Source organism: Collinsella sp. LCP19S3_B7, assembly GCF_052121795.1.
In the GTDB taxonomy this organism is placed as follows: Bacteria; Actinomycetota; Coriobacteriia; order Coriobacteriales; family Coriobacteriaceae; genus Collinsella.
Genome location: NZ_JBQKDO010000010.1, coordinates 15,914 through 40,796 on the forward strand (window position 1 = coordinate 15,914; position 24,883 = coordinate 40,796).

Genomic DNA, 24,883 nt, shown 5'->3' on the forward strand with positions numbered 1-24,883 from the left:
TGCCATTCTATCCCACGGGTTGGTCCCGCGCCAACGGCAGCATCACGGTCGCTGACATCGCATGGCAAAACCGGCCGCAGTCGGCGAGACGGTAATGTCGCCTCTCTCGATAGTGCATGCGAACGCGCCGCCCGCATCGCTAACGGCATCGATGCAGGCATCGGATGGATGGCCGTAGCGGTTGCCCTCGCCCGCGCTCGCAATAGAGAGCTCGGGCTTAAGGGTTTCCAGCAGGTCTGTATCGACAGAATCTTTTGAGCCGTGATGGCCCAGCTTGAGCACATCGATATCACCCACCTCCTGTACAAACTCGCGCTCCTGATCGAGCTCGGCATCACCAGTGAGGAGCATACGCAGGCTTTTGCCTTCCTGAGCATAGGAGAGCAGCAAGACAAGCGAGTCCTCATTGCCCTCACCGTCAACCGTATCAAACGGCCACATCACACGAGCCCGAAATGCGCCGATATCGACTGTGTCTCCGCGAGCCACCTGCCGATACGTGACGCTTGGGCGATTCAGGACCTCAGCAGGCGCGCTGCCCAGCGCATCCGCCGCAACCGCAATGGTTCCCACCGAAAACCGATCGAGTACGTCGGGAAGACCGCCCCAATGGTCTTCATCCCAATGCGTCACGAAGACGGCGTCGATATGGTGGACGTTATTGCGAACCAACGCCGACACCACGCGCGCGTCGAGCCCACAGTCGACGAGCGCCACGGCGCCACCCTGACGAACCAGAATCGCATCGGCCTGGCCAACATCAAGGACTGTCACCGAAGGCGGCGCACATCGATCCCAATAGACATACGGAACGCCCGCCGCAAGCATCAAACACAGCAGCCCCACTGCCATGGGCCGCGCGCTGGGGCGTGGCCACAAGACCAAGAGGACCACCAGCGAAAAAGGCACCACGTATACCAAGGGCGTATCGGGCGGCACGCTTACGGATGCGCCCGGAACGGCAGCAAAGAGCTGCTCAAAGAACAGGGCACAGCGAGCGATAGCCATGGGCACCACAAGCGCCCCGTGCCGCAAGAGCGGCACAAGCGAGCAAGGCACCAGCACAACCGAAGATGCGAGCAGCACGCTTATCACCGGACCGATCACGGCATTGGCAAGCGGGGCAATGAGCGAAAACATCCCAAATGCGGGAATGGTTACGGGAAGTGTCGCGAGCTGCGAGCACAGCGTGACGGACAAAATACTGGCAACCCCCGATGGCACGCCCAGCTCGCCCAAGGCGTAGGTAGCGTAGGGGCAAAAACAAAGGATGGCAAAAACACTGGCGCACGATAGCTGAAAACCCATCTCGAACAATACTGTCGGCCGCAGCAACATAAAGATTGTCATGGTCAAAAATAGAGCCGAAAGGCCATGCCGACGACGTCCGGCGCCGTTGACGACAAGCGTCACCGCCACCATACAGCACGCGCGCACGGCCGAGGGCGAAGCGCCCGTAAAGACGGCATAGGCAGCGAGGGCCAGCACCAACAGCCCCCTCTGCAGCCCACGAGAGAGGCGAGTCTTTTGCAGGGCGCTCTCAATCACAAACCCAACGATGGCAAGATGGCTGCCCGAGACGGCGATAAGATGTGCGGTGCCCGTTACCGAAAACAAATCGCCCGCCGGCTGAGCACGCAGCTCGGAGGAGCGTCCGCAGACAACGCCGGCAATGAGCGAGCGCGCCGGATCGGTCTCGGGCGCGATAGTGGCAAGGAGCTCGTTTCGCAGCCAGGGCAACGGCCCCGGAAAGCCCTCGTCAACCGATACCAACCGGATGACCTTAACTTTTCGAAGCTCGCCCCGAAGCACGCGTGAGCGCCCATACGCATCATTCTCAAAACGCGACATTCGACCGATAGCTTGCACATGCGAACCGGCGCCGAGCTCACGATCACACGACAGCCGTATCTCGCCCAAGCGCTTTCCACCCGCATATGAATCACAGGTATAGGAGTACGTCCCGTCATTGATGGATGGGTCGCCCTGTACAACAAACTCAAGACTGCTCGCAGCTCGATTATCCAGTGCCGTCGAAGCACGCAGCGCCCCTATCGCCCAACCCGCGGACACGACCGCTCCCGCCAGGAGGCCGAGGGCCGCGGCATACAGCCATCGCCTCCACCGCACAAGACGCATACAAAACCGAGCCAATACGATGCACGCGGCAGACGCAACGGGAATGGCCATAAGCAATGTGACGGGCGCTGCCCGCTCTCCCAGCAGCAAATCGGCTGCCACGTTAAGTACCAGGCCGCAGCTCGCACACAAGCCAGAACAAAGGGCCATCGTCCACGGCATCAGGGGCCGCGGCGGCATCACATGCTCGCGCTCGGACACACTCATACGCAGATGCAATCTTTAATTTTGGCGAGCTTTTTCTCACCGATCCCCGATACGCGCATGAGGTCATCGACCGAGGCAAAGGCCCCGTTTTGAGTCCGCTCATCGATAATCGACTGGGCCATAGAAGGCCCGATGCCCGAAAGCGTCTGCAGTTCCGCCGCACTTGCCGTATTGATATTCACAAGCCCCGACGAAGACCCCGCACCAGCAGTCATGGCAGCACCGCTTTCGACCCCGCCGACCGCCGCAGCCGCTTGTTGCTCCCCCACCATCGGAACATAGATCTTTTGACCATCTGTGATCTTGGACGCACGATTAAGCCCTGTCACATCCGCCTCAGCCGTAAGCCCTCCGGCGGCATCGATCGCTTGGGACACCCGCGCTCCGTCTTTGAGCCGGTACACGCCAGGCCTCGCAACGGCGCCATCGACATCGACGTACACCTCAGCAGCAGAAGAACTCTTGGCAGACGACTCATCGGCATCATCAGGTAACCCATCCCCGGCCCCGCGCACATCCGAGGCGCCCGCCTCATCACTACGCTCAAACGACACGCCGCTGGAGCGGCTACCAAAACTTGCCATCGCCAAGCCGCTCGCGGCGGCAATGACAATCAGAATCGCCACGACCATCGCCTTATGGCCGAGCAGCTTTTCTGCCCAGCGGTCCATCCGTTTAACCCGTTCGTGTTGCTCGCGTTGCGCCATAGCAAACACCTCCCAACACCATCGTGTCAGGAAACGAGCGCCGTAGCCTCCGCACGCCCACACCGGTTATCGAAGTCAAACCAAAAGCTGACCAAAACCTTGCAGGATAGTGTCCATTTATTCAGATACAAGTCGACAAATGAACCGTTTATCGCCTAATGCCCAGGTAGATTAAGACCGACGATGCAAATGCACCGCCGGTCTATACACAACATTATTCGTGATCTTGGTAAATCTCACGTGGAGCAAGCTGAGGATGTTTACGTTTTAAAGTCTTAGGGGCCTTGTACGTGTTGCTCTCGAAGTCGATGTACTCGGTCTGTTTGAGCAAGCGCTCAATCATCTCCTCGTGATCGAACAGCTCCCACGCCTCATGCACGGCATCGAGTTTTGCGTGCGTCTCGGGGCGGCGCGGCATAAAGAGCGTGCAGCAATCGGGAGCAGCCTCGGTCGAGATATCGAAGGTACCGATTTCCTCGGCACGCGCGATGATCTCCTGCTTGTCCGAACCGATCAGCGGGCGGAACACGGGGATCTTGACGGCCTCGTTGACGGCCATAATGTTCTCGAGCGTCTGGGAGGCAACCTGACCGAGCGATTCACCGGTCACGACAGCCTTGGCGCCCTCGATATGCGCAATACGCTCGGCAACCGAATACATAATGCGGCGATACATGATCACGCGCAGGTTGCTGGGGCAGGTGACGGAAATCTCACGCTGGCAATCGCCAAACGGCACCACGTACAGGCGGCCGATCTGGACGCCCGGCGCAAGCGCACGGATAATGTCCTGCACCAAATACTCGCTCGTATCGGGTGTCTGCGGACGACCGGAGAAATGTACCGGCACGCACACCGCGCCGCGACGCGCGAGCATCCAGGTCGCCACCGGAGAATCGATGCCCGACGACAGAAGCGTCACAACCTTGCCGGCGGAACCCACCGGCAGACCGCCCACGCCGCGCTCGGAGCGCGCATACACGTAAACGCTACCCTGGACCACCAGTACGTGCACCATCGCGTCGGGGTCGTGCATCTGGACCTTTTTATCGGGGAAGGCCTCGCACAGCACCTCGCCAACCTGACGATTGATATCAATCGAGGTGAGCTCGTAGTCGGTGTTAGAGCGTTTGGCATGCACCTTAAACGAATCGAAGGGACCAAACTCGCGCAGCGCCTTCACGGCGGCGGCGCAGTACTCCTGCGGGTCGCGGTTGGTGTGATATGCCAGGGACACGCGGGCAACGCCGGGGACGGTGCGAATGACACGCGCCGCCTCGTCGGCCTGATGCTCGTTAAAGGTCACGAGGATATAACCGGAAATTCGAGACACGGCATTCACGGAAAAGGCGGCCAAGGCCGCCTTGATGTTATCCATGAGGATATGCTCAAAATGTGCGCGGTTCTTGCCCTTCAGTCCAACCTCGTGATAGTGGACCAGGCAGACGCGAGCTGCCATTTAGGCTTCAGCAACCTTATGGCCGAGCGCCTTCTTGTAACGAGCCTCGTCATAGGAGATATCGCCGTCGACAATCTCGTCCATAGCCATCGAGATGGTATCGGCGCCGGAGAGGCCAATGGTAATGTCATCGACATCCTGAACGGCAAGCACGCGGTTGTGCTGGCCGCGCAGCATGCTGTTAATGTCGCAGGCGCGCTTGGAGGCAAGCGAGGCGAGCAGGAAGCGGTTGTGATCGGTCTTCTCCAGAAGATCGTCAATACAAGGCTTTACAACGGACACGGACCTCAGATCCTTTCATGCATATCGAGAACGCGAACGAGCTCATCGGTCGCGCGGTCGAGATCGTCATTCACCACGACGTCGTCGTAGCGGTCGGCAAGGGCAAGTTCATCGGCGGCGTTTGCCATACGCAGCTCGATCGTCTCGGGCGTCTCGGTACCGCGACCGACCAGGCGATCGCGTAACACCTCAAGCGAAGGCGGCTTGATAAAGATCAACACGGCCTCGGGGAAACGCTCCTTGACCTGCAGGGCACCCTGGACATCAATCTCCAAAATCAGAGACGAGCCAGAGGCGAGCTTGGATGCGACCTCGCTCACCAACGTACCGTAGCAGTTACCGTGGACCTCGGCCCATTCAACAAACTCACCGTTTGCCACGCGGCGGTCGAACTCCTCGCGCGTCAGGAAAAAGTAGTTGACGCCGTCGACCTCACCTTTACGTGGCGCTCGCGTGGTAGCCGAAACCGTCAGGCCCAGGTTCGAGCGGCGCTCGCGCACACGAGTGACGAGCGTGCCCTTACCTGCACCTGACGGTCCAGAAATCACAAAGAGCTTTGAATCCTGAGCGCTCACTTATTTGGTCAGCTGCTCGAGGAGCTGCTCGCGCTGACGGACGCCGAGGCCCTGGACGCGACGGGTAGCGGAGATGCCGAGCTCCTCCATGATCTTGGCGGCCTTGGCCTTGCCATAACCGGGCAGAGACTCGATGAGGGTGGAAACCTTCATGCGGGAAGCGATGGGGTCATCGGAGTTGAGCACGGACTCGAGAGACTTCTCGCCCTTCTTGATCTGCTCGCGAAGCTCAGCGCGGGCGTGACGTGCGGCGGCAGCCTTCTCAAGAGCCTGCTTACGCTGCTCGTCGGTAAGCTGAGGGAGTGCCATTCGAACCTCCAAATAGTTGGGTTATATCTGATGCAATAATTGACATTTTAGCACGTCAAACGCACTAAATGCCCAATCGACGGCTCCATAGGTTAGACGATACCTGCGAAAAGTGCAATATACGGAGGTCAAAGTTGAGCCCCTGACCTGTGATTCCACACAAAGGATGGGAAAGTTTTCGCAGGCACAAGGGCTAATTTGTGCTAATAAGACCCAAAAGTGGTGACTTGAGGGAATCTTTTACGCGACGTTTTCGACCAGCTCGGCGACGATGGCGTCAAAGGCCGCAACCGGATCGTCGGAGCCGGTAATAGGACGGCCCACCACGATGTGGCTCGCACCGCGCTCGATAGCCTGGGAAGGTGTCGCCACACGGGATTGATCGCCCAGGGCGGCACCCACCGGACGCACACCCGGAGTCACGATCAGCGCGTCGGGGCCGAGCAGCTCACGCATGTCGTGAGCCTCCATCGGCGAGCACACGATACCGTCGATGCCGTTGGCCTGAGCGAGCTTTGCCAGGCGAGCGGCCTCCTCGGCCACGGGCGACTCGACGCCGATCTCCGCCAGCGCGTCCTGATTCATGCTCGTAAGTACGGTGATGGCGACAAGCTTGGCGCGGTCCTCGCGCGCCTCCTCGGCACCCTCGCGGCAGGCAGCGAGCATGGCGCCCGAACCCAAGCCGTGGACCGAGAGCAGGTCGGCACCGGCAAGCGAGGCCGAGCGAGCGGCACCGCGCACCTGATGCGGAATGTCATGGAACTTGAGGTCGAGGAAGACCTTAAAGCCCAAATCCTTGAACGTCTTGACGATCTCGGGACCCTCGGCGTAATAGAGCGTCATGCCCACCTTGAGCCAGACGGCATGGCCCGAAAGCTCATGGGCGAGCTCGAGTGCGCGCTCGCGGTCGCAGTCGAGGGCGACGATAACACGGTCGCGGGCATCGGTCTCTAGCATTCGAACGCACCTACCAGCTCGTTGATGTCCTTTACGCCCTGGGACTCCGCCCAGGCCTCGAGCTCGTGCGCGATCTTAAGCGAAGCACACGGGTCGACGAAGTTGGCCATGCCGACCGACACGCAGGTGGCGCCGGCCAGGATAAACTCAGCCGCATCCTCGCCGGTCATGACACCGCCGACACCGTTGATGGGGATATCGACGGCCTGGGCGACCTCCCAGACCATGCGCACGGCGATGTGGTGGCACAGCGGGCCCGAAAGGCCGCCCTTGGGCTTGGCCACACGGGACTTGCGGGTGTGCACGTCAATGGCCATGCCCTGGATGGAGTTGATGACCGAAAGGCCGTCGGCGCCGGCAGCCTCGAGGGCGCGGGCGATCTCGGCGACGTTGACCGGAGCCATCTTAACGAACAGCGGCTTATCGGTCACCTTGCGGCAGGCAGCCATAACGGAAGAGGCGCCCTCGGGCGTGGAGCCCATGGCGGCACCGCCGGCGGCAATGTTGGGGCAGCTCACGTTGATCTCATAGCCGGCAGCCCAGGGGCACAGCTCGACATACATCTCGAGCGCGCGCACGAACTCATCAACGGAGTGACCGGCAACCTGGCAGATGACCTGGCAACCGTCCTTGGAGAGCTGCTCGAGCCACGGACCGGACTCGCGGGCGAAAGCGGCCACACCGGGGTTCTGCAGGCCCACGGAATTGATCATGCCGCCGGGGATCTCGGCCATGCGGGGTGCGGGATTGCCGGGCCAGGGCTCGGCAGCGCAACCCTTGGTGGTGATGGCACCCAGCTGGGAGACATCAAAGAAGTTCTGGAACTGCCAACCGTAGCCAAAGGTACCGGCTGCGGTGTTGATGGGGTTCTGCATCTTGACGCCGCCGAAATCGACGGACATGTTCACGGTACCCACTAGAAGACCACCACCTTGGAAGCATCAAACACGGGGCCGCACATGCAGGCACCCTTCATACCGTCGACCGTCTCGACATTGCAGGTGTTGCAGGCACCAAAGCCGCAGCTCATCATACGCTCGAGCGACACCTCGCAGTACGCGCCGGCCTCGGCGGCAGCGGCGGCGACTTTCTTCATCATAGGGGCGGGACCACAGCTGGCGACGTAGTCGTAACCGCCCTTGCCGAGCAGCTCAGCGGCAGGATCGGTGCATAAGCCGTGCGTACCCAACGAGCCGTCGTCGGTGCACACGTTGACCGTGGCTCCCAGCGCGCGGAACTCATCGACGCCCACGACCTTGGACGCGGTGCCAAAACCCAGGCACACGTCAACGGCCACGCCCTGCTCGGCAAGCATGCCAGCGAGGCACAGCACGGGCGGAACACCGATGCCGCCCGCCACGAGCAGCGCCTTCCTGGTGCCCTCGGGTACCAGCCAGCCGCGGCCGCCAGGGCCCAACAGGTTGGACTTGGAGCCGGGGCCCATCTGCGACAGACGACGGGTGTCGTCGCCCACGACGGCGTACCACAGCTCGACGGTACCGGCCTCGGCGTCAGAGCGATAGAAGCTCAAGGGCACGCGAAGCAGCGAAGAGGCATCGCCGGGCACGGCGATGTTCACAAACTGACCGGGCTTGAGCGCACTTGCAAGCTTGGGGGCCGAAATAACGAGCGAGAAGATGCCGTCGGCGATCTCCTGGTTCGAGACGACCTCGAAGTCGTGCATGCGTGCAGTGGAAGGTGTGGGCATAGACGCTCCAATCCCCCATGCAGTTGCATGGACCAAACGAACAGAAAGCGCGGCACCGCAAGGGCACCGCGCACAAAAGCGATAAGGCTATGCTAGCAGATGCAGCCGTCGGCAAGCGTCTGTTTACCGCCGACAAACACATCGGTGGCACGACCGGTGAGCGTGCGGCCGGCAAAACCGGAGTTCTCGGCGCGCGACTCGTAACCGTCCTCGCCGACCGTCCAGGTGACAGACGCGTCGAAGACGGTCAGGTCGGCAACAGAGCCCGCCTTGACCTGAACCTGATCAAGGCCCAGGATCTCACGCGGCTTAATAGCCATGAGCTCGACCATGCGGCCCATACCCATCTTGCCCGTGTTGACCAGCTCGGTGAGCACGAGCGACAGCGAGGTCTCGAGGCCGATCATGCCAAAGGGCGCGAGCTCGAACTCACGGGCTTTCTCCCACGGCGTGTGGGGAGCGTGATCGGTGACGATGACGTCGACGGTGCCGTCGATGACACCCTGGCGGATGGCCTCGGCATCCTCGTCGGTACGCAGCGGCGGGTTAACCTTGAGCGAGGTGTTGTAGGTCTCGTCCAGGTCGTTCTCGGTCAGGAACATGTGATGCGGGGTGGCCTCGCAGGTAACCTGAACGCCAGCGGCCTTGCCGGCACGCACGAGCTCCAGGCCATGGGCGGTGGAGATGTGCTGGATGTGCAGCTTGGCACCGGTCAGTTTGGCGATCTCGATGTCGCGGGCGATCTGGAGCTCCTCGCCGGCAGCCGGCCAGCCCTCGAGGGCCAGACGAGTCGAAACCTTGCCCTCGTTGATCTGGCCGTGGCCGACCAGGTCCTCGTCCTGGCAATGGCTCATGAAGACCTTGCCGAACATCTTGCCGTAATCCATGCAGCGACGGAGCATGCCTGCACCCTGCACGCCGCGACCGTCGTCGGTGAAGGCGACGGCGCCGTGGGCGACCATATCGCCCATCTCGGACATAGCCTCGCCCTTAAGACCGCGGGTCATGGCGCCAGAAGGATAGACGCGGCAGTGGCCGACCTCGGCAGCGCGGGACTTGACGAACTCAACAACGGTACCGTTATCGGTAACGGGGTCGGTGTTGGGCATGGCGCACACGCCAGTGAAGCCGCCCTTGGCAGCTGCGCGGGTGCCGCTCTCGATGTCCTCTTTAACCTCGTAGCCGGGCTCGCGCAGGTGAACGTGCATGTCCACCAGGCCAGGGACAAGGTACTTACCGGAAAGGTCGCGGACCTCGGCTCCCTCGACGGCGAGGTTCTCGCCGACCTCGGCGATCTTGTCGCCGTCGATCAGGACGTCAACGACCCCGTCAAGCTCGACGGACGGATCGACGACGTGGGCATTCTTAAGAAGCAAGGCCATTATCGGCACCTCCAAGCAGCAGATACAGGATAGCCATACGCACGCAGATACCGGCGTAGACCTGCTCCAGGATGACGGAGCGTTGCGGGTGGTCGGCCATATAGGAGTCGAACTCGACGCCGCGGTTGATGGGGCCCGGGTGGCAAATGATCGCGTCGGGCTTCATGAGCTTCTCACGGTCCTTGGTCAAGCCGAAGAGCTTGTGGTACTCGCGAATGGTCGGGAACGGGGCACCCTCGAGGCGCTCCTGCTGTACGCGCAGCATGTAGACGACGTCCAGCTCGGGCAGGACGGAATCGAGGTCGCTCGTCACGTGGTCGCAGCCCAGAACTTCGGGCGCCGGCGGCAGCAGCGTGCCGGGGGCGACGGCGTAGGTCTCGCAGCCCATGATCTTCAACGCGGGGATCAGCGAGCCGCAGACGCGGGAGTGGGCGATGTCGCCGACGACGGCGACTTTCAGACCGTGGAAGTCACCCTTGTGCTCCCAGATGGTGTACAGGTCGAGCAGAGCCTGCGTGGGGTGATTGTGCTTACCGTCACCGGCGCAGATAACACTCGCGGGCGAATTCTGCGTGACGATGTAGGGAGCACCGGCATGTTTGTCGCGCACGACGATGCAGTCGATCTTGTAGGCGTTGAGCGTCTCGACGGTATCGACGAGGCTCTCGCCCTTGACCGTGGAGGTCGAGGAGCCGCCAAAGTTGAGACTGTCGGCCGAAAGACGCTTCTCGGCGAGCTCGAAGGAGCTGCGGGTACGCGTCGAGGGCTCGTTGAACATATTGACGATGGTCTTGCCCTTGAGCGTGGGGACCTTCTTGATGGCACGCTCGTTGACCTCGGAGAACGCCTTGGCGGTCTCGAGGATGAGCTTGATGTCCTCTTCGGAGTACTCGGTAATGTCGATCAGATGCTTATGATTGAACGCCACGGTACTACTCACCTCCCAGCGGCGCGGAGCCCACGTGGGAACCCGGCGCGACGTCGTTGATCTCGACAGCGGTACGGCCGTCGACTTCCTTCATATATAGGTGCACGTTCTCCTCGTGCGACGAGGGAACGTTCTTGCCGACAAAGTCCGGCGAGATAGGGAGCTCGCGGTGACCGCGGTCAACGAGAACTGCCAGCTCGATGCGGCTCGGACGGCCCAGGTCCATAACGGCGTCCAGAGCGGCGCGGATGGTGCGGCCCGTGTACAGGATGTCGTCCACCAAAACGACGCGCTTGCCGTCGACGCTGAAGGGAATGTTGGTAGCGTGGATCGCGGGAGCGAAGTTAGTCGCATAGTCATCGCGATAGAAGCTGATGTCCAGGCTGCCGAGCGGAACGTCAACACCCTCGATCTCCTTGATCGCCTCGGCGAGCTTCTTTGCCAGAAGGTCGCCGCGCGTGACGATGCCGACCAGAGCGAGGTCTTCACAGCCCTCGTTGCGCTCGAGAATCTCGTGCGCGATGCGGGTCATCGCTCGGTTGACGGCGGTCTCGTCCATGATGACCGCCTTGGGGGAAGTCGTGCCCATCGATCTCCTTCCTCACATGTCTTGACTGCTGATACAGTCAAAAAAAATAGATGCCCGACCGCTCAAAGCGGACCAGACACCCACAGGAAGGACTGCTCTATGGCAGCAATATAAATCCATGTGGGTATCTCGTACCCCTTTAATGGTCAAGGGATAGTGTAGCCAACCCCGAGCTTAATTGCGAGCATTAATACGGAGCAATCCGCAAACGGACTCAACGCTCCATAAACCTATATATATTTGCGGGACAAGCTTGAAAACGTCGATGCGAGCTGGCATAATCCCCTCTGCTACACGCAAATCGGATCTACGTCCAGGGCCGTAGCGTGGGCACTATCGCCATAAGAGAAATATCTCTGTGTAGATTACGCACAGGGAGCTGCTTCTGTGCTATAGTTCAGGCTTGTTTGTTAACGCGACATGTTCGTTTGTCGCCCAAGGAGGGTCAGTTATGTCCAAAGTTTGCGAAGTTTGCGGTAAGCACCCCGTTGCCGGTCGCTCCATCAGCCACTCTCACCGCGTCACCAACCGTAAGTTCCGCCCCAACATCCAGCGCGTCTACGTCGTCGTCGATGGTCACCGTCGCAAGATGAACGTTTGCTCCACCTGCCTTAAGTCTGGCAAGGTTGCGCGCTCCTAAATAAGGTCTTACCAACAAGTACCTCGGACTCTCCGGGTCAAAGACCTCGCGTTCACATAGAACTTACCAAAGGCGTCCTCTCTTGTGGAGGGCGCCTTTTTGCACTCATTGGGGACAGACTTACATGGGTGTTTTCACTCATTGGGGACAGACATGATGCGTGTCTGCGGCGCCCCGACTAGCTCCGGCCCCTGCCTCACGTAGCTTCCTTCCAGCCCGCAGTGGCCTTGGTCACACTTGTAGCGCCGATACCGGTGATACGGGCAATTTGCTTGACCGTGAGATGTGCCTGCCGGAGCCTCAGCAGGCAGGCATCGCGTTCGGGGCGTGGCAGGGCCTTAAGCAGCGTAGGATCTATGCTCGGCAGGACTTCGCGCGCAACGGAAAGGGCCTCCTCATCGGGGATCCGGCGGCGTGGAAGAGCCTCCACCGACCAGATGCGCTCGGCAACTTCCTTGAGATGCTCGCAATAGCAACGGGAGCCTCCGACAATATCGAGCATAGGGGCCGCATCACAAATGTCAAAGGGATCGTAGCCCAGCTGATATGCCTTGAAGCTTGACCAACGGTACGCCTCGAGTGAGTCGAGCGAACCTTTCACAGGATTGAGATGAATATAATCGAGCAGCTGCACCGCCATAACAGGTCCAGAACAGCGAAATGGCAAAACTATGTCTGTCCCAAATGAGTGAAAGCACTCATATAAGTCTGTCCCCAATGAGCGGGCCGATGCCAGGCTGATATTTTTAATTAAAACGCTTCAGTAGATTGAAGCGTTTTAGTGTGCCTTTTACGGGAATCTTACCGTTCGCCGAATAATTTCTTGCTATCATGCAACACGTAGGGTAAATCTCCGATCGCAAGGAGACACAAATGGTGAAAAAGTCACCGGAAAACACTACTCCCGCAATTGTGGACAACGTAGAGGCGCTTGAGGCTAAACTCGCTCAGATGCGAGAGGCCCAGGCGCTTTTTGCTACGTACACGCAGGAGCAGGTCGACAAGATCTTCTACGAGGCCGCCATGGCCGCCAACAAGGCTCGTATCCCGCTGGCGAAGATGGCCATCGAGGAGACCGGTCGCGGCGTTCTTGAGGACAAGGTCATCAAGAACCACTACGCCGCAGAGTACATCTACAACGCTTACAAGAACACCAAGACCTGTGGTGTCATTGAGCGCGACGAGGCCTACGGCATCACCAAGATCGCTGAGCCCATCGGCATCGTGGGCGCCGTCATCCCGACGACCAACCCCACCTCCACCGCGATCTTCAAGACGCTGATCAGCCTGAAGACCCGCAACGCCATCATCATCTCCCCGCACCCGGCTGCCGCCAAGTGCACCATCGCCGCCGCCAAGCTCGTGCTTGACGCCGCCGTCAAGGCCGGCGCCCCCGAGGGCATCATCGGCTGGGTCGATGTCCCCTCCATCGAGCTGACCAACATGGTCATGCGCGATGTCGACATCATCCTCGCCACCGGTGGCCCGGGCATGGTCAAGGCCGCCTACTCCTCGGGCAAGCCCGCCCTGGGCGTTGGCGCCGGTAACACCCCGGTCGTCATCGACGACACCGCCGACGTGCTGCTCGCCGTCAACTCCATCATCCACTCCAAGACCTTCGACAACGGCATGATCTGCGCCTCCGAGCAGTCCGTGACCGTCATCGACACCATCTATGACCAGGTTAAGGCCGAATTCCAGAAGCGCGGCTGCTACTTCGTCAAGCAGGGTGCCGAGATGGAGGCCCTGCGCGGCGCCATGTTCAAGAACGGCGCTCTCGATCACCGCATCCCCGGCATGGCTGCCGCCAAGATCGCCGAGCTCGCCGGTATCGAGGTTCCCGCCAAGACCAAGATCCTGATTGCCGAGGTCACCTCCACCGACCCCGCCAAGGAGGAGTTCTCCCACGAGAAGCTCTCCCCTGTCCTGGCCATGTATCACGCCAAGGACTTCCAGGAGGCCGTCGACAAGGCCGAGCACCTGGTACTCGCCGGTGGCCCGGGCCACACCGCCTCTCTGTACGTGCATCCCGCCCAGGCCGAGAAGATCAGCCTGTTCGAGCATGTCATGAAGGCCTGCCGTATCGTCATCAACACCCCGTCCTCGCACGGCGGCATCGGTGACCTGTACAACTTTGGCATGAAGCCGTCTCTGACCCTGGGCTGCGGCTCCTGGGGCGGCAACTCCGTCTCCGAGAACGTTGGGGTGAAGCACTTGATCAACGTTAAGACTGTGGCCGAGCGCCGTGAGAACATGCTGTGGTTCCGCGCTCCCGAGAAGGTCTACTTCAAGAAGGGTTCCACGCCCGTCGCTCTCGACGAGCTGGGCAGCGTCATGGGCAAGAAGCGCGCCTTTATCGTCACCGACCAGTTCCTCTTCAAGAATGGCAACACCCGCGCCATCGAGGCCAAGCTCGACGAGATGGGCATCGCCCACGACTGCTTCTACGACGTCGAGCCCGATCCGTCGCTGCAGTGCGCACGTCGCGGCGCCAAGCAGATGGCTCTCTTTGAGCCGGACGTCATCATCGCCGTCGGCGGTGGCTCCGCTATGGACGCCGGCAAGATCATGTGGATGATGTACGAGCACCCCGAGTGCAAGTTTGAGGACATGGCCATGGACTTCATGGACATCCGCAAGCGTATCTTCACCTTCCCCGAGATGGGCAAGAAGGCCTACTTCGTCGCCGTCCCGACCTCTTCGGGCACCGGTTCCGAGTGCACGCCGTTCGCCATCATCACCGACAAGGAGACCGGCATCAAGTGGCCGCTCGCCGACTACGCGCTGCTCCCCAACATGGCTATCGTTGACGCCGACAACTGCATGACCGCCCCGCGCGGCCTGACCGCCGCCTCCGGCATCGACGTCATGACCCACGCCATCGAGTCCTATGTCTCCATCATGGCCTCCGACTACACCAAGGGCCTCTCCGAGCGCGCTGCCAAGCTCGTCTTCGAGAACCTGCCCTCCAGCTTCGAAAACGGCGCCAAGGACCCGCATGCCCGCGAGGAGATGCACAACGCCTCCTGCATGGCCGGTATGGCCTTCGCCAACGCCTTCCTGGGCCTCAACCACTCCATGGCCCACAAGCTCGGTGCCTTCCATCACCTGCCCCACGGCATCGCCAACGCCATCATCCTGACTCGCGTCATGCGCTACAACGCCGCCGAGGCTCCCGTCAAGATGGGCACGTTCTCCCAGTATCCTTACCCCAACGCGCTGCACAACTACGCCGAGATGGCCAAGTACTGCGGCATCGAGGGCAAGGACGACAAGGAGGTCTTCGAGAACTTCATCACGAAGCTCGAGGAGCTCAAGGACTTCATCGGTGTCAAGAAGACCATCGCCGACTACGGTGTTGACGAGCAGTACTTCCTCGACACCCTCGACGAGATGACCGAGCAGGCATTCAACGACCAGTGCACCGGCGCTAACCCGCGCTACCCGCTCATGAGCGAGATCAAGGAGCTCTACCTGGACGCCTACTATGGCCGCGAGCCCCAGGACTACGCCGTCTGCTAGTTTTTAGCACGGTTATTTCGGCGGGGGTGAACGGGCGCACGCACGCCCCCGCCGCTGCTTCTATCGCATCGTTGAAAGGATGCAATCATGCTGCTCCCCGAATCCAAGACCGAGCTCGTCCGTCGCGGCAACAAAGTCGTTTACGACCTGGGCGACAAGATCGTCAAGGTCTTTAACGAGACCAAGCCCGTCTCCGACGTGTTCAACGAGGCTTTGAATCTTGCCCGCATCAATGAGTGCGGCATCCGCAGCCCCAAGGCTCTCGAGGTTTCTCAGCTCGAGAACGCCAACGGCTGGGCGCTCGTGACCGAGAAGGTTCCGGGCACCACCCTTGCCGAGAAGATGGCTGCCGAGCCCCAGCGCTTTGGTGAGTACCTCGAGATGTTCGTCGACCTCCAGATCGAGATCCACGGCTACACCTCCCCGCTGCTCAACCGTCAGCGCGACAAGTTCGCCCGCATGATCGACAGCCTCGATCAGCTCAATGCCACCACGCGCTACAACCTTCAGGAGCGTCTGGACGGCATGACCAAGGAGTTCAAGGTCTGCCACGGCGACTTCAACCCCTCCAACGTCATCGTTGGCGACGACGGCCAGCTGTACGTCTGCGACTGGGCACACGCCACCCAGGGCTCCCCTGCTGCCGACGTTGCCACCACCTACCTGCTCTTTGCCCTCAACAGCAAGGACCAGGCCGAGGCCTACCTGGAGCTCTACTGCGATCGCGCCGACATGCCCATGCAGGTCGTGCGTCAGTGGACGAGCATCGTCGCCGCTTCCGAGCTCGCTCGTAAGCGCAACGTGAACGATGAGTTCCTTAAGAACTGGATCGACGTCGTCGATTATCAGTAATATCTGAGCGATTTATTTCGCATCGGAGGCACAAAGGAAAACCCCGCAGCTCGCATGGGCTGCGGGGTTTTCCTTTTAGCAACAAATGTCCCTTAGACGCAAAAGCGGCCCTGCATCTCTACCTCGAGAGACGCAGGGCCGCTTAACAAGTGCACTAAACGCAGCGGGCTCGATTAACGACGGGCTGCTTTCACAAGCTCAGCGACCTTGGCGACAATCTCATCGATCGCCACATCCTCGCGCTCGCCCGTGGCACGATCCTTGAGCTCGACGGTGCCGTTCTTAAGGCCGCGCTTGCCGAGCACCACCTGATAAGGGAAGCCCATAAGGTCGTTGTCGGCAAACTTAAAGCCGGGACGCTCGTCACGGTCGTCAACGACAACCTCGATACCCTCGGCGCACAGACCCTCGACGATTTGCTCGCAAACGGTAGCGCACTCCTCCTTCTTGGGGTCGAGCGGAATCACCGCAACCTCGTACGGGGCAACAGAGACCGGCCAAACGATACCGTGCTCGTCGTTGTGCTGCTCCACGACGGCAGCGAGCGAGCGGGACACGCCCACGCCGTAGCAACCCATGACAAGCGGCTTCTCCTTGCCGTCCTCGTCCATAAAGGTGGCACCCATGGCCTCGGAGTACTTGGTGCCCAGCTGGAAGACCTGGGAAACCTCGATGCCGCGAGCAGCGGAGAGCGGCTTGCCGCAGTGCGGGCAAGGGTCGCCGGCAACGACGGTAACCAGGTCGGCCCACTCGTCGACGGTAAAGTCGCGCTCGGGGCAGGCACCGGTAAAGTGATAGTCGACTTCGTTGGCACCGCAGGCCCACTGCTTGGACTCGCGCAGGCTCTCGTCGCAGACCAGACGAATGCCCTCGGGCAGGTTAACCGGTCCGATAAAGCCCTTATGCAGACCGTAGGACTGGAGCTCCTCGTCGGTCATCATGCGATAGCCCTTGCCAAAGACATGCTCGGCCTTGCAGTCGTTGAGCTCATGATCGCCCGGAACGATGGCCACAACCGGCTTGCCCTCGGCGTCGATGAGAGCCAGCGACTTGCGCGTACCGTTCTCGGGGAAGCCGAAGAACTTGGCGACGGCCTCGATGGTGCCCATACCCGGAGTCTCGACCTTGGTGAGTGTGCCGTCGCCGGGGCCCTCGGTCACAACGACCTTGGTGCTTGCCGCCTCGTCATCGGCAGCAAAGCCACAATCGTCGCAGTAGACCAGCGAAGCCTCGCCGGCCTCTGCCAGCGCCATGAACTCGACGGAGGTATCGCCACCGATCTCGCCGGAATCGGCGACGACGGGCAGGGCCTTGATGTAGCAGCGCTCGCAGATATTGGCGTACGCCTGCTTCATCTTGTCGTACTCCTCCTGCAGGCTCTCCTGCGTGGCAGAAAAGCTGTAGGCGTCTTTCATGATGAACTCGCGACCGCGCATCAGGCCAAAGCGGGGACGGAACTCGTCGCGGAACTTGTCCTGGATGTGATAGAGATTCACCGGCAGTTGCTTGTATGAACGCAGCTCGTTGCGCACCAGGGCAGTCACGGTCTCCTCGTGCGTGGGGCCGAGCACGAACTCGCGGCCGTGGCGGTCATCAAAGCGCACGAGCTCCTTGCCATAGGCATCGATACGGCCGGACTCGCGCCACAGCTCGGCATCGACCATGATGGGCATCATGAGCTCCTGGGCGCCGGCGGCGTCCATCTCGTCGCGCACGATGTTCTCAATCTTGCGAATCGAGCGCCACGCGAGCGGCAGATAGGAATAGAGACCGGCGGCCTCCTTGCGGATCATACCGGCACGGAGCAGCAGGCGATGGCTCGCAAGCTCAGCGTCGGCCGGATCCTCTTTGAGCGTCGGAGCATACAGCTTAGACATATACATTGCTCGGGTCATTTATTTCTCCTCAATAAGCTTGTCGACCTCGGCCATAAGCGCGTCGACAATTTGGTCCTCCGCTACTTTACCAATGATCTGGCCGTGCGAAAAGAGCAGGCCCTGACCACGTCCGCAAGCAACGCCCAGGTCGGCATCAGAAGCCTCACCGGGGCCATTAACGGCGCATCCCATGACGGCAATCGAAAGCGGCGCGGCACAGTTCTTAAGCCGCTCGGTTACTTCCTCGGCGATTGCGATCAGGTTAACCTGACAGCGGGCGCACGTGGGGCACGAGACAATCTCGGGGCCGCGGCGACGCAGGCCCAGCGACTGCAAAATTCCCCAGGCGACCGGCGGTTCCTCAACCGGATCGGCCGTGAGCGAAACGCGCATGGTGTCACCGATTCCCTCGGACAGCAGGATGCCAAGGCCCACCGAGCTCTTGATGGTGCCCTGCAGCTTGGTACCCGCCTCGGTTACGCCCAGGTGGAGCGGAACGTGGGGAATCTCACGCGACAGGGCACGATAGGTGTCGAGCGTCGTTTGCACGCTATGGGCCTTGGCCGAAAGCACAATGTTCGTAAAGCCGCGGTCTTCGAAATGCTTGACGAAACGTTCGCTCGACATCACGAGCTTTTCGGGCTGCGCGAGGTCATCGCGCTCAGCGATATCCTGCTCAAGCGAACCAGCATTGACGCCGATACGAATCGCACAGCCCGCGGCACCCGCAGCATCGATTACCGCGTCAACCTTGGCCCAATCGCCGATATTGCCGGGATTGATGCGCAGCTTGGCAGCACCGGCCTCAACGGCACCAATGGCGAGCTTATGGTTAAAGTGGATATCGGCAACGATCGGCACCGGAGACTCGGCACAGATGGTGCGGAAACCCTCAAGCGCGGCCTCGGTGGGCACGCTCACGCGCACGATATCGCAGCCAGCCTGCGCCAACGCGCACACTTGCGCAAGCGTTGCCTGGGCATCAGCGGTATCGGTGCAGGTCATGGATTGGACCGCCACCGGCGCGCCTCCACCGATCTGCACGCCGCCCACATGCACGGGGCGCGTCAACTCGCGAGGCAAAGGATGGGATAAAGACAATCCAAACACTCCCCTACAGAATAAATCGAAGGATGTCGGAACGAAGCATATAGACAAACAGCAGCGCAAAGAGCGCGATGCCCACATAGCTCACAATCGTCTGGACCTTGAGCGGAAGCTCGCGGCCCGCAATCTTTTGAATGATCTCGATGACCAACTTGCCGCCATCGAGTGGCGGGATGGGCAGCAGGTTCATAAAGCCAAGCGAGAACGAAATGAGGGCGGCAAACGAAAGGAACGTGGCAGGGCCGGCAGCAGCAGCTTGCGAGGACATAACGCTAATACCCACGATCGAAGAGGACTGATCGAGAATCTCCATCGTATGCTGCGGCTGGAGCAGGCGCATCACGCCCTCCGCTGTCTGCACGACATAGGAGAACGACAGGCGAGCCGACGTGATGGGGTCTAAACGAACCACCTGCGTAGAGACATACACACCTAGGCGTTCGTCCTCTTTGAGCGCAACCGTGGTCGAATGCTTCTTGCCGTCACGCTCGTACTCAATGGCGATATCGTCCTTACCGGCAGCCTTGCCAATGGCATCGTAAACGTCCATCCAGGTAGAGCACGATACTCCATCGACCGAAAGAATCGCGTCGCCATCCTCGATTCCCGCCGCGGAGGCAATCGAGCCTTCATCAACCTGGCCGATCACATTGGTGTCCACCGGCACCGTGACACCCGCGATGGAATAGATGCTCATAAGGAGCAAAAAGCCCGTCAGGATATTGACGATAATGCCCGCAAGCAGCATAAAGGCACGCTTGACAAAGCCCTGACCCAAATAGGTGTGCGAGCGCTCGCGTGCAAGGAATTCGGCCTCGCCGCACGGCAGTTCCCATACATCGCCCTCGGCAGTCGCGTGCTCGCGATCGAACCGACGGCCGTCAAAGGTGGTATAACCCGCCGTGTCACGCGGCAGGGTCTGGTACTTGGTGGGATAGTAACCAGGCGAAGGCTTTTCCCCTTCTTCATACCAAGGAGCTATGGAGCCCCAACCCAGCAGCAAAGCACAGGCCTCGAGCACATCCTCCTCGGACAGCTCAAGCTCGACGGCAAGATCGGCCACCGTCACACGGCCGTGGCGATAGATGGCGGCAAGCACGCGATCGGCATACGAAACATCGGTCGGATCCATGCCACAGATGGCAGCATACCCACCCAGCAACAGCGGGGTCACGCCAAACTTGGTGCCGATCCGACGAGACGTATGGTGGATATCAAAGCGACACGGCAGGCCCAAAAAGAACTCAGTCACCCGGACGCCGCAGGCACGCGCCGCCAAAAAGTGGCCGCCCTCGTGCAAAAACACGAGGACGGAAAGCATCAGCAGGCCCCAAAAGACCGATGAGAGAACGCTCAGAACAGTTTCCATAAAACGAAAAAGCAATCCTTATGGGTTAAAAACGGGTTGCGGCGAGCACTTGCGCGGCCTTTTCACGCGCCCACGCATCAATACCGCGAAGCTGTTCAAACGAATCGACCGTCTGCGCATCATGCGCATCCATACAGGATTCCACAATGCGATCGATATCGGTAAAACTGCAGCCATCATGCAAGAAGGCATCGACGGCGACCTCGTTGGCGGCATTGAGCACGCACGGCATGGTGCCGCCCGTCTTGCCCGCACGCTCGGCCAGCGCCAGGCAGCGGAACGTATCCATGTTGGCCGCATCAAAGGTAAGCTGACCCAACTCGCGGAAATTGATGCGCGGAGCCGGAGTATCCCAGCGCTCGGGATACGAGAAGGCAAACTGGATGGGAATGCGCATGTCAGATGCCCCGAGATGCGCCATCACGGAGCCGTCGGCAAACTCGACCATCGAATGAATCTTTGACTGGCGCTGAACGACCACGTTGATAAAGTCGAGGTCGCAACCGAACAGGTGCATCGCCTCGATACGCTCCAGGCCCTTGTTCATGAGGGTAGCGGAGTCAATCGTGATCTTGGCACCCATAGCCCACGTAGGGTGCGCCAGGGCATCGGCGCGCGTCACACGGTCGAGTTCCTCGCGCGAACGGCCAAAGAACGGACCGCCCGAGCAGGTAAGCCAAATACAATGGGCCTCGTGCGGATTCTCACCCAGATAGCACTGGTAAATTGCAGAGTGCTCGGAATCGACCGGGATAAGCTGACCGGGCTGAGCCAACGGCATCAGCAGGTCACCGCCAACAACGAGCGACTCCTTATTGGCAAGGGCAAGGCGCTTATTCGAGATCAAGGCAGCATGGCTTGCCTCGAGACCAGCGGCGCCCACAATAGCGACAAGCACGCAGTCAACATCGTCGCGACGCGCGAGCTCGCAAACCGCTTGCGCACCAACGCCGAGCTCCGTTCCCTCGGGCAACTCCTGCAGCACGGCGTCATCGCCATGAGCGACATCGGCCACGGCAACCGCCGGAACCGAGAACTCGCGGGCAGCTGCAACGAGCTCGGAGGTGCTGGAATTAACGGAAAGCGCCGTCACCTGCAGACGATCGGCATGCTGACGGCAAACATCGAGCGCCTGAGTGCCGATAGAGCCCGTACAGCCCAGGATGGCAACACGAAGGCGTCCATCGGAGCCATACGTCGTCTGGAAGGACATTACAGCACGCCTCCGATCATCAGCATCAGCTGCGCGGTGATGCAGCCGAAGATAAGCGAATCGCTACGATCGAGCATGCCGCCGTGGCCCGGGATAAGGTTACCGGAATCCTTGACGCCCACACCGCGCTTGATGCGCGACTCGATAAGGTCGCCGATAACGCCCAGGATGGACACAACCACGCCACAAAGCAGCGCATAGGGCAAGCTCAGCTTATAGAGATGCGTCACCCACAAAATGAGCCAGATGAGAACCGAGCCCAAGATGCCACCAACAAAGCCCTCCCAGCTCTTGTTGGGAGAGATCTTGGGGACCATCTTGTGTTTACCGATACGACTGCCCACGATGTAGGCAAACGAATCGGAGACCCAAAGGGACGCGCAAACACCCACTGAAAGCAGGGCGCCGGCAAAACCGGGCACGGCATCGCGCAGCAGCACAATAGCCGACAGCATAAAGCCTGTGTAGATGGGACCCATGAGCGTCACGGCCACATCAGAGATGCGGGTACGCGGCGACCAAACATACCAAATGCCCACCGCGAGCATCAGTGCAAAAAGCAGGGCGTTCAGCAAAAGCGAATCGCCAAGCGCCGATAACGGAAAGAGCACGGCGGCAATAATGCCCAGGTGCTCGTTGGCGACCTTGCCATCGAGCCTCGTCATACGGAAAAACTCAAAGCAGCAAAGCCCGCTCATGACAGAGACAAAAATGGCGGTGGGCACGATACCCAAAACCAGGCACAGGATAAAGACGACGGCGTAGACGATACCGGCGGCGGCACGGGTAATAAAGCCCGCAAGCCACGAACCGGTGCCGCTCTTCGCTGCAGGCGCTCCCGCAGTGGCAGCTTTGCGCGCAGGCGTCTTGGGAGCAGATGCCTTGGGACGATCGGACACGATTAAGCCTCCTCGGTCTTGCTCAGTCCACCAAACCTACGGTCACGGCCCTGATAGGCCAAAATGGCGTCAACAAGGCCCCAACGATCAAAGTCAGGCCAATAGGTATCGGTGACATAGAACTCGGAATAAGCCACCTGCCACAGCAGATAGTTCGAAAGACGAAGCTCACCAGAGGTGCGAATGACCAGCTCGGGATCGGGAAGACCGGCGGTGTACAGGTGCGAAGCAACCATATCATCGTCGATAGCAGCAGGATCGATCTTGCCGGCGGCGGCATCGAGCGCAAGCTGACGGGCAGCACGGGCAATCTCGGCACGAGCGCCGTAGTTGACGGCAAGCGCCAGCGTCATACCGGTGTGATCGGCGCACTCGGCAAGACCGCATTCAAAAACGTCGCGGGTCTTCTTGGGCAGCGCGGAAATATCGCCCAAAAAGACAACACGCACGTTTTCGCGCTTCAGAAGCGGCAGCTCATCGATAAACGTCTTGGCAAACAGATGCATCAAGACGTTAACCTCATGCTGCGGGCGGTTCCAGTTTTCGGTTGAAAACGCATAGGCGGAAAGTACGTCGACACCCAGACGCACGCAGGCAGTAATGATCTCACGAAGGGAGACGATACCCGCCTTGTGACCCTCGGTACGGGCAAGACCTCGCGCCGTAGCCCAGCGACCGTTACCGTCCATGATGCACGAGATATGGCGCGGAATGTTATTGAGGTCAAGGTCGGAAAAACCGACGCCCGCAGGGGCGTCGGCAAAGTACTCGACCAGTTTGTTCTCGTCGTATTGCACCTTAGATCTCCATGACCTCGGCTTCTTTTTCCTTCAGAAGCTCCTCGACCTTGGCGACATACTCGTCGGTATGCTTCTGCACCTTGGCCTGTTCGCGACGGACATCGTCCTCGGTGAGCTCCTCATCGCGCTCGAGCTTGTTGTTAAAGTCGCGACGGATGTTACGGATAGACACCTTGGCCTGCTCGGCGTACTCGCGGCACTCCTTGACGAGCTCGCGACGGCGCTCCTCGGTGGGAGCCGGGAACGGAAGACGAACAACGGTGCCATCGGAGTTGGGGGTAATACCCAGATCGGAAGCGCCGATGGCCTTGACGATGGCGTTGATAAGCGCCTTATCCCACGGCTCGATGAGCAGCATGTGGGCCTCGGGGGTCTTTACGGCGGCAACCTGCGTGACCGGCGTGGGAACACCGTAATAATCGACGGTGATGTCGGACAGAATGTTAGCGTTGGCTCGGCCGGTACGGACCTTGGAGAAGTTATGCTTGAGGGACTCGAGCGACTTGTCCATGTGGGCGGTGATGTTCTCTGCCATGCTTAATCCTCCTGATAGACGAGCGTGCCGACGGGCTCACCCGAAAGCGCGCGCTTGACGTTGTCCTCGCCATCGATGTTGAGGACCAAAATGGGCATACGGTTATCCTGGCACAGGGCCGTAGCCGTGGAATCCATAACCTGCAGGCCGCGGACGAGCACCTCGTGATAGGTGATCTTGTCAAAGCGGACGGCATCGGCGCACTTGACGGGATCCTTGTCGTAGATACCGTCGACCTTGGTGGCCTTAATCAGAATCTCCGCACCGATCTCGCAGGCGCGAAGGGCCGCGGCGGTGTCAGTCGTAAAGTACGGATTGCCCGAGCCGGCTGCGAAGATAACGACATTGCCCTTGGAGAGGTGATTGATGGCGCGGCGACGAATATAGGGCTCGCAAATCTCGTTCATCTGGATGGCGCTCATAACGCGGCAAGGAACATCGTTATGCTCGAAGGCATCCTGCAGGGCGAGCGCGTTCATAACGGTTGCAAGCATGCCCATGTAATCGGCCTGAGCACGCTCCATACCGCCGGCAGCTCCAGCCATGCCGCGGAAAATATTGCCGCCGCCGACAACGATGCCGACCTCATGGCCAACGGCGAGCAGCTCCTTGACCTGCTTGGCAAGATGGTCGGTAACCTTGGGGTCGATGCCATAGTGGCCATCGCCCATCAGTGCTTCGCCGGAAAGCTTCAGAAGCACGCGTTTATATCGGATGTCGGACAAAGCGATCCTCCTTTAATTAGACTCTCAATATGATAGCAAAGGCTCTGCTTGGAGCCATGAAAAAGCAGGCTGTGAGTAAAACCCACAGCCTGCTCATTACCA

General features: G+C 60.2%; 24 protein-coding genes. 3 read left to right on the forward strand and 21 right to left on the reverse strand.

What is annotated here, in order from left to right:
* Positions 1-42: 42 nt before the first annotated feature.
* From ACTQW0_RS05545 to pyrR, 12 genes are all read right to left on the reverse strand, one after another.
* Entirely contained in the window at positions 43-2,346 is a 2,304-nt protein-coding gene (locus ACTQW0_RS05545; protein WP_441567260.1) for a DNA internalization-related competence protein ComEC/Rec2, read from the reverse strand.
* Positions 2,343-3,053, reverse strand: coding sequence for a helix-hairpin-helix domain-containing protein (locus tag ACTQW0_RS05550; protein WP_441567262.1), 711 nt, complete (start codon positions 3,051-3,053; stop codon positions 2,343-2,345). The genes ACTQW0_RS05545 and ACTQW0_RS05550 overlap by 4 nt, the downstream gene beginning before the upstream one ends.
* A 214-nt stretch (positions 3,054-3,267) precedes the next feature.
* On the reverse strand, positions 3,268-4,512 hold the full coding sequence (gene thiI, locus ACTQW0_RS05555; protein ID WP_441567264.1) for a tRNA uracil 4-sulfurtransferase ThiI: 1,245 nt from the start codon (positions 4,510-4,512) through the stop codon (positions 3,268-3,270).
* Positions 4,513-4,794, reverse strand: a complete 282-nt coding sequence (locus tag ACTQW0_RS05560; protein WP_370450597.1) for a DNA-directed RNA polymerase subunit omega — start codon at positions 4,792-4,794, stop codon at positions 4,513-4,515.
* Positions 4,795-4,799: 5 nt separating this feature from the next.
* Positions 4,800-5,369: a guanylate kinase gene (gene gmk / locus ACTQW0_RS05565; protein WP_370450596.1), complete on the reverse strand. Its 570-nt coding sequence runs from the start codon at positions 5,367-5,369 to the stop codon at positions 4,800-4,802.
* Complete coding sequence (gene mihF / locus ACTQW0_RS05570; protein WP_006236130.1) at positions 5,370-5,678, reverse strand: integration host factor, actinobacterial type; 309 nt, start codon at positions 5,676-5,678, stop codon at positions 5,370-5,372.
* 240 nt (positions 5,679-5,918) lie between these two features.
* Positions 5,919-6,635, reverse strand: coding sequence for an orotidine-5'-phosphate decarboxylase (pyrF, locus tag ACTQW0_RS05575; protein WP_441547812.1), 717 nt, complete (start codon positions 6,633-6,635; stop codon positions 5,919-5,921).
* Complete coding sequence (locus ACTQW0_RS05580; protein WP_427717595.1) at positions 6,629-7,537, reverse strand: dihydroorotate dehydrogenase; 909 nt, start codon at positions 7,535-7,537, stop codon at positions 6,629-6,631. Before ACTQW0_RS05580 ends, pyrF begins: the two co-directional genes overlap by 7 nt.
* A gap of 14 nt (positions 7,538-7,551) precedes the next feature.
* Complete coding sequence (locus tag ACTQW0_RS05585; protein WP_441548282.1) at positions 7,552-8,319, reverse strand: dihydroorotate dehydrogenase electron transfer subunit; 768 nt, start codon at positions 8,317-8,319, stop codon at positions 7,552-7,554.
* A 116-nt stretch (positions 8,320-8,435) separates the two neighbouring features.
* A complete protein-coding gene (locus tag ACTQW0_RS05590) occupies positions 8,436-9,725 on the reverse strand; it encodes a dihydroorotase (RefSeq protein ID WP_441567266.1) in 1,290 nt (429 codons plus the stop codon).
* Positions 9,709-10,653 carry an aspartate carbamoyltransferase catalytic subunit gene (locus ACTQW0_RS05595; RefSeq protein ID WP_035138537.1) on the reverse strand — a complete coding sequence of 315 codons (945 nt, stop codon included), beginning with the start codon at positions 10,651-10,653 and terminating at the stop codon, positions 9,709-9,711. Before ACTQW0_RS05595 ends, ACTQW0_RS05590 begins: the two co-directional genes overlap by 17 nt.
* A 4-nt stretch (positions 10,654-10,657) precedes the next feature.
* Positions 10,658-11,242: a bifunctional pyr operon transcriptional regulator/uracil phosphoribosyltransferase PyrR gene (gene pyrR, locus ACTQW0_RS05600; RefSeq protein ID WP_138374176.1), complete on the reverse strand. Its 585-nt coding sequence runs from the start codon at positions 11,240-11,242 to the stop codon at positions 10,658-10,660.
* 451 nt (positions 11,243-11,693) lie between these two features.
* Between pyrR and rpmB the strand changes: the two genes are divergently transcribed.
* Positions 11,694-11,882: a 50S ribosomal protein L28 gene (rpmB, locus tag ACTQW0_RS05605; protein WP_022094725.1), complete on the forward strand. Its 189-nt coding sequence runs from the start codon at positions 11,694-11,696 to the stop codon at positions 11,880-11,882.
* Positions 11,883-12,078: 196 nt separating this feature from the next.
* On the opposite strand, the gene ACTQW0_RS05610 is transcribed toward rpmB, so the two are convergent.
* Entirely contained in the window at positions 12,079-12,522 is a 444-nt protein-coding gene (locus tag ACTQW0_RS05610) for a hypothetical protein (protein WP_441567268.1), read from the reverse strand.
* Positions 12,523-12,755: 233 nt separating this feature from the next.
* On the opposite strand from ACTQW0_RS05610, the gene adhE reads away from it, so the two are divergent.
* Positions 12,756-15,404 (forward strand): bifunctional acetaldehyde-CoA/alcohol dehydrogenase, encoded by a 2,649-nt coding sequence (gene adhE, locus ACTQW0_RS05615; RefSeq protein ID WP_154516260.1) that lies wholly within the window; start codon positions 12,756-12,758, stop codon positions 15,402-15,404.
* An 87-nt stretch (positions 15,405-15,491) separates the two neighbouring features.
* Positions 15,492-16,256 (forward strand): phosphotransferase, encoded by a 765-nt coding sequence (locus tag ACTQW0_RS05620; protein WP_427717541.1) that lies wholly within the window; start codon positions 15,492-15,494, stop codon positions 16,254-16,256.
* A 173-nt stretch (positions 16,257-16,429) separates the two neighbouring features.
* Here ACTQW0_RS05620 and ACTQW0_RS05625 read toward each other — a convergent pair whose 3' ends face one another.
* The 8 genes from ACTQW0_RS05625 to pyrH are packed head-to-tail and all read right to left on the reverse strand — an operon-like array spanning position 16,430 to position 24,781.
* Positions 16,430-18,139 (reverse strand): proline--tRNA ligase, encoded by a 1,710-nt coding sequence (locus ACTQW0_RS05625; RefSeq protein ID WP_441567309.1) that lies wholly within the window; start codon positions 18,137-18,139, stop codon positions 16,430-16,432.
* A 12-nt stretch (positions 18,140-18,151) separates the two neighbouring features.
* A complete protein-coding gene (ispG, locus tag ACTQW0_RS05630) occupies positions 18,152-19,234 on the reverse strand; it encodes a flavodoxin-dependent (E)-4-hydroxy-3-methylbut-2-enyl-diphosphate synthase (RefSeq protein WP_441567270.1) in 1,083 nt (360 codons plus the stop codon).
* A gap of 13 nt (positions 19,235-19,247) precedes the next feature.
* Positions 19,248-20,609 carry a M50 family metallopeptidase gene (locus ACTQW0_RS05635; RefSeq protein ID WP_441540754.1) on the reverse strand — a complete coding sequence of 454 codons (1,362 nt, stop codon included), beginning with the start codon at positions 20,607-20,609 and terminating at the stop codon, positions 19,248-19,250.
* Between the two features lie 25 nt (positions 20,610-20,634).
* Positions 20,635-21,822 carry a 1-deoxy-D-xylulose-5-phosphate reductoisomerase gene (dxr, locus tag ACTQW0_RS05640; RefSeq protein WP_441567272.1) on the reverse strand — a complete coding sequence of 396 codons (1,188 nt, stop codon included), beginning with the start codon at positions 21,820-21,822 and terminating at the stop codon, positions 20,635-20,637.
* Positions 21,822-22,721 carry a phosphatidate cytidylyltransferase gene (locus ACTQW0_RS05645; protein ID WP_427717552.1) on the reverse strand — a complete coding sequence of 300 codons (900 nt, stop codon included), beginning with the start codon at positions 22,719-22,721 and terminating at the stop codon, positions 21,822-21,824. Before ACTQW0_RS05645 ends, dxr begins: the two co-directional genes overlap by 1 nt.
* A gap of 2 nt (positions 22,722-22,723) precedes the next feature.
* Entirely contained in the window at positions 22,724-23,518 is a 795-nt protein-coding gene (locus tag ACTQW0_RS05650) for an isoprenyl transferase (RefSeq protein ID WP_441567274.1), read from the reverse strand.
* A gap of 1 nt (position 23,519) precedes the next feature.
* On the reverse strand, positions 23,520-24,056 hold the full coding sequence (gene frr / locus ACTQW0_RS05655; RefSeq protein ID WP_006236112.1) for a ribosome recycling factor: 537 nt from the start codon (positions 24,054-24,056) through the stop codon (positions 23,520-23,522).
* Positions 24,057-24,058: 2 nt separating this feature from the next.
* Positions 24,059-24,781: a UMP kinase gene (gene pyrH / locus ACTQW0_RS05660; protein WP_427717558.1), complete on the reverse strand. Its 723-nt coding sequence runs from the start codon at positions 24,779-24,781 to the stop codon at positions 24,059-24,061.
* Positions 24,782-24,883: the final 102 nt, after the last annotated feature.

Coding starts and splice junctions, on each gene's coding strand:
- pyrF (WP_441547812.1), bottom strand. CDS start 6,635: ATGCTAGAGACCGATGCCCGCGACCGTGTTATCGTCGCCCTCGACTGC.
- ACTQW0_RS05550 (WP_441567262.1), bottom strand. CDS start 3,053: ATGGCGCAACGCGAGCAACACGAACGGGTTAAACGGATGGACCGCTGG.
- thiI (WP_441567264.1), bottom strand. CDS start 4,512: ATGGCAGCTCGCGTCTGCCTGGTCCACTATCACGAGGTTGGACTGAAG.
- mihF (WP_006236130.1), bottom strand. CDS start 5,678: ATGGCACTCCCTCAGCTTACCGACGAGCAGCGTAAGCAGGCTCTTGAG.
- ACTQW0_RS05635 (WP_441540754.1), bottom strand. CDS start 20,609: ATGGAAACTGTTCTGAGCGTTCTCTCATCGGTCTTTTGGGGCCTGCTG.
- pyrR (WP_138374176.1), bottom strand. CDS start 11,242: ATGGGCACGACTTCCCCCAAGGCGGTCATCATGGACGAGACCGCCGTC.
- ACTQW0_RS05580 (WP_427717595.1), bottom strand. CDS start 7,537: ATGTCCGTCGATTTCGGCGGCGTCAAGATGCAGAACCCCATCAACACC.
- ACTQW0_RS05545 (WP_441567260.1), bottom strand. CDS start 2,346: ATGAGTGTGTCCGAGCGCGAGCATGTGATGCCGCCGCGGCCCCTGATG.
- ACTQW0_RS05590 (WP_441567266.1), bottom strand. CDS start 9,725: ATGGCCTTGCTTCTTAAGAATGCCCACGTCGTCGATCCGTCCGTCGAG.
- adhE (WP_154516260.1), top strand. CDS start 12,756: ATGGTGAAAAAGTCACCGGAAAACACTACTCCCGCAATTGTGGACAAC.
- frr (WP_006236112.1), bottom strand. CDS start 24,056: ATGGCAGAGAACATCACCGCCCACATGGACAAGTCGCTCGAGTCCCTC.
- ACTQW0_RS05610 (WP_441567268.1), bottom strand. CDS start 12,522: ATGGCGGTGCAGCTGCTCGATTATATTCATCTCAATCCTGTGAAAGGT.
- ACTQW0_RS05585 (WP_441548282.1), bottom strand. CDS start 8,319: ATGCACGACTTCGAGGTCGTCTCGAACCAGGAGATCGCCGACGGCATC.
- ACTQW0_RS05625 (WP_441567309.1), bottom strand. CDS start 18,139: ATGTATATGTCTAAGCTGTATGCTCCGACGCTCAAAGAGGATCCGGCC.
- rpmB (WP_022094725.1), top strand. CDS start 11,694: ATGTCCAAAGTTTGCGAAGTTTGCGGTAAGCACCCCGTTGCCGGTCGC.
- ACTQW0_RS05620 (WP_427717541.1), top strand. CDS start 15,492: ATGCTGCTCCCCGAATCCAAGACCGAGCTCGTCCGTCGCGGCAACAAA.
- dxr (WP_441567272.1), bottom strand. CDS start 21,822: ATGTCCTTCCAGACGACGTATGGCTCCGATGGACGCCTTCGTGTTGCC.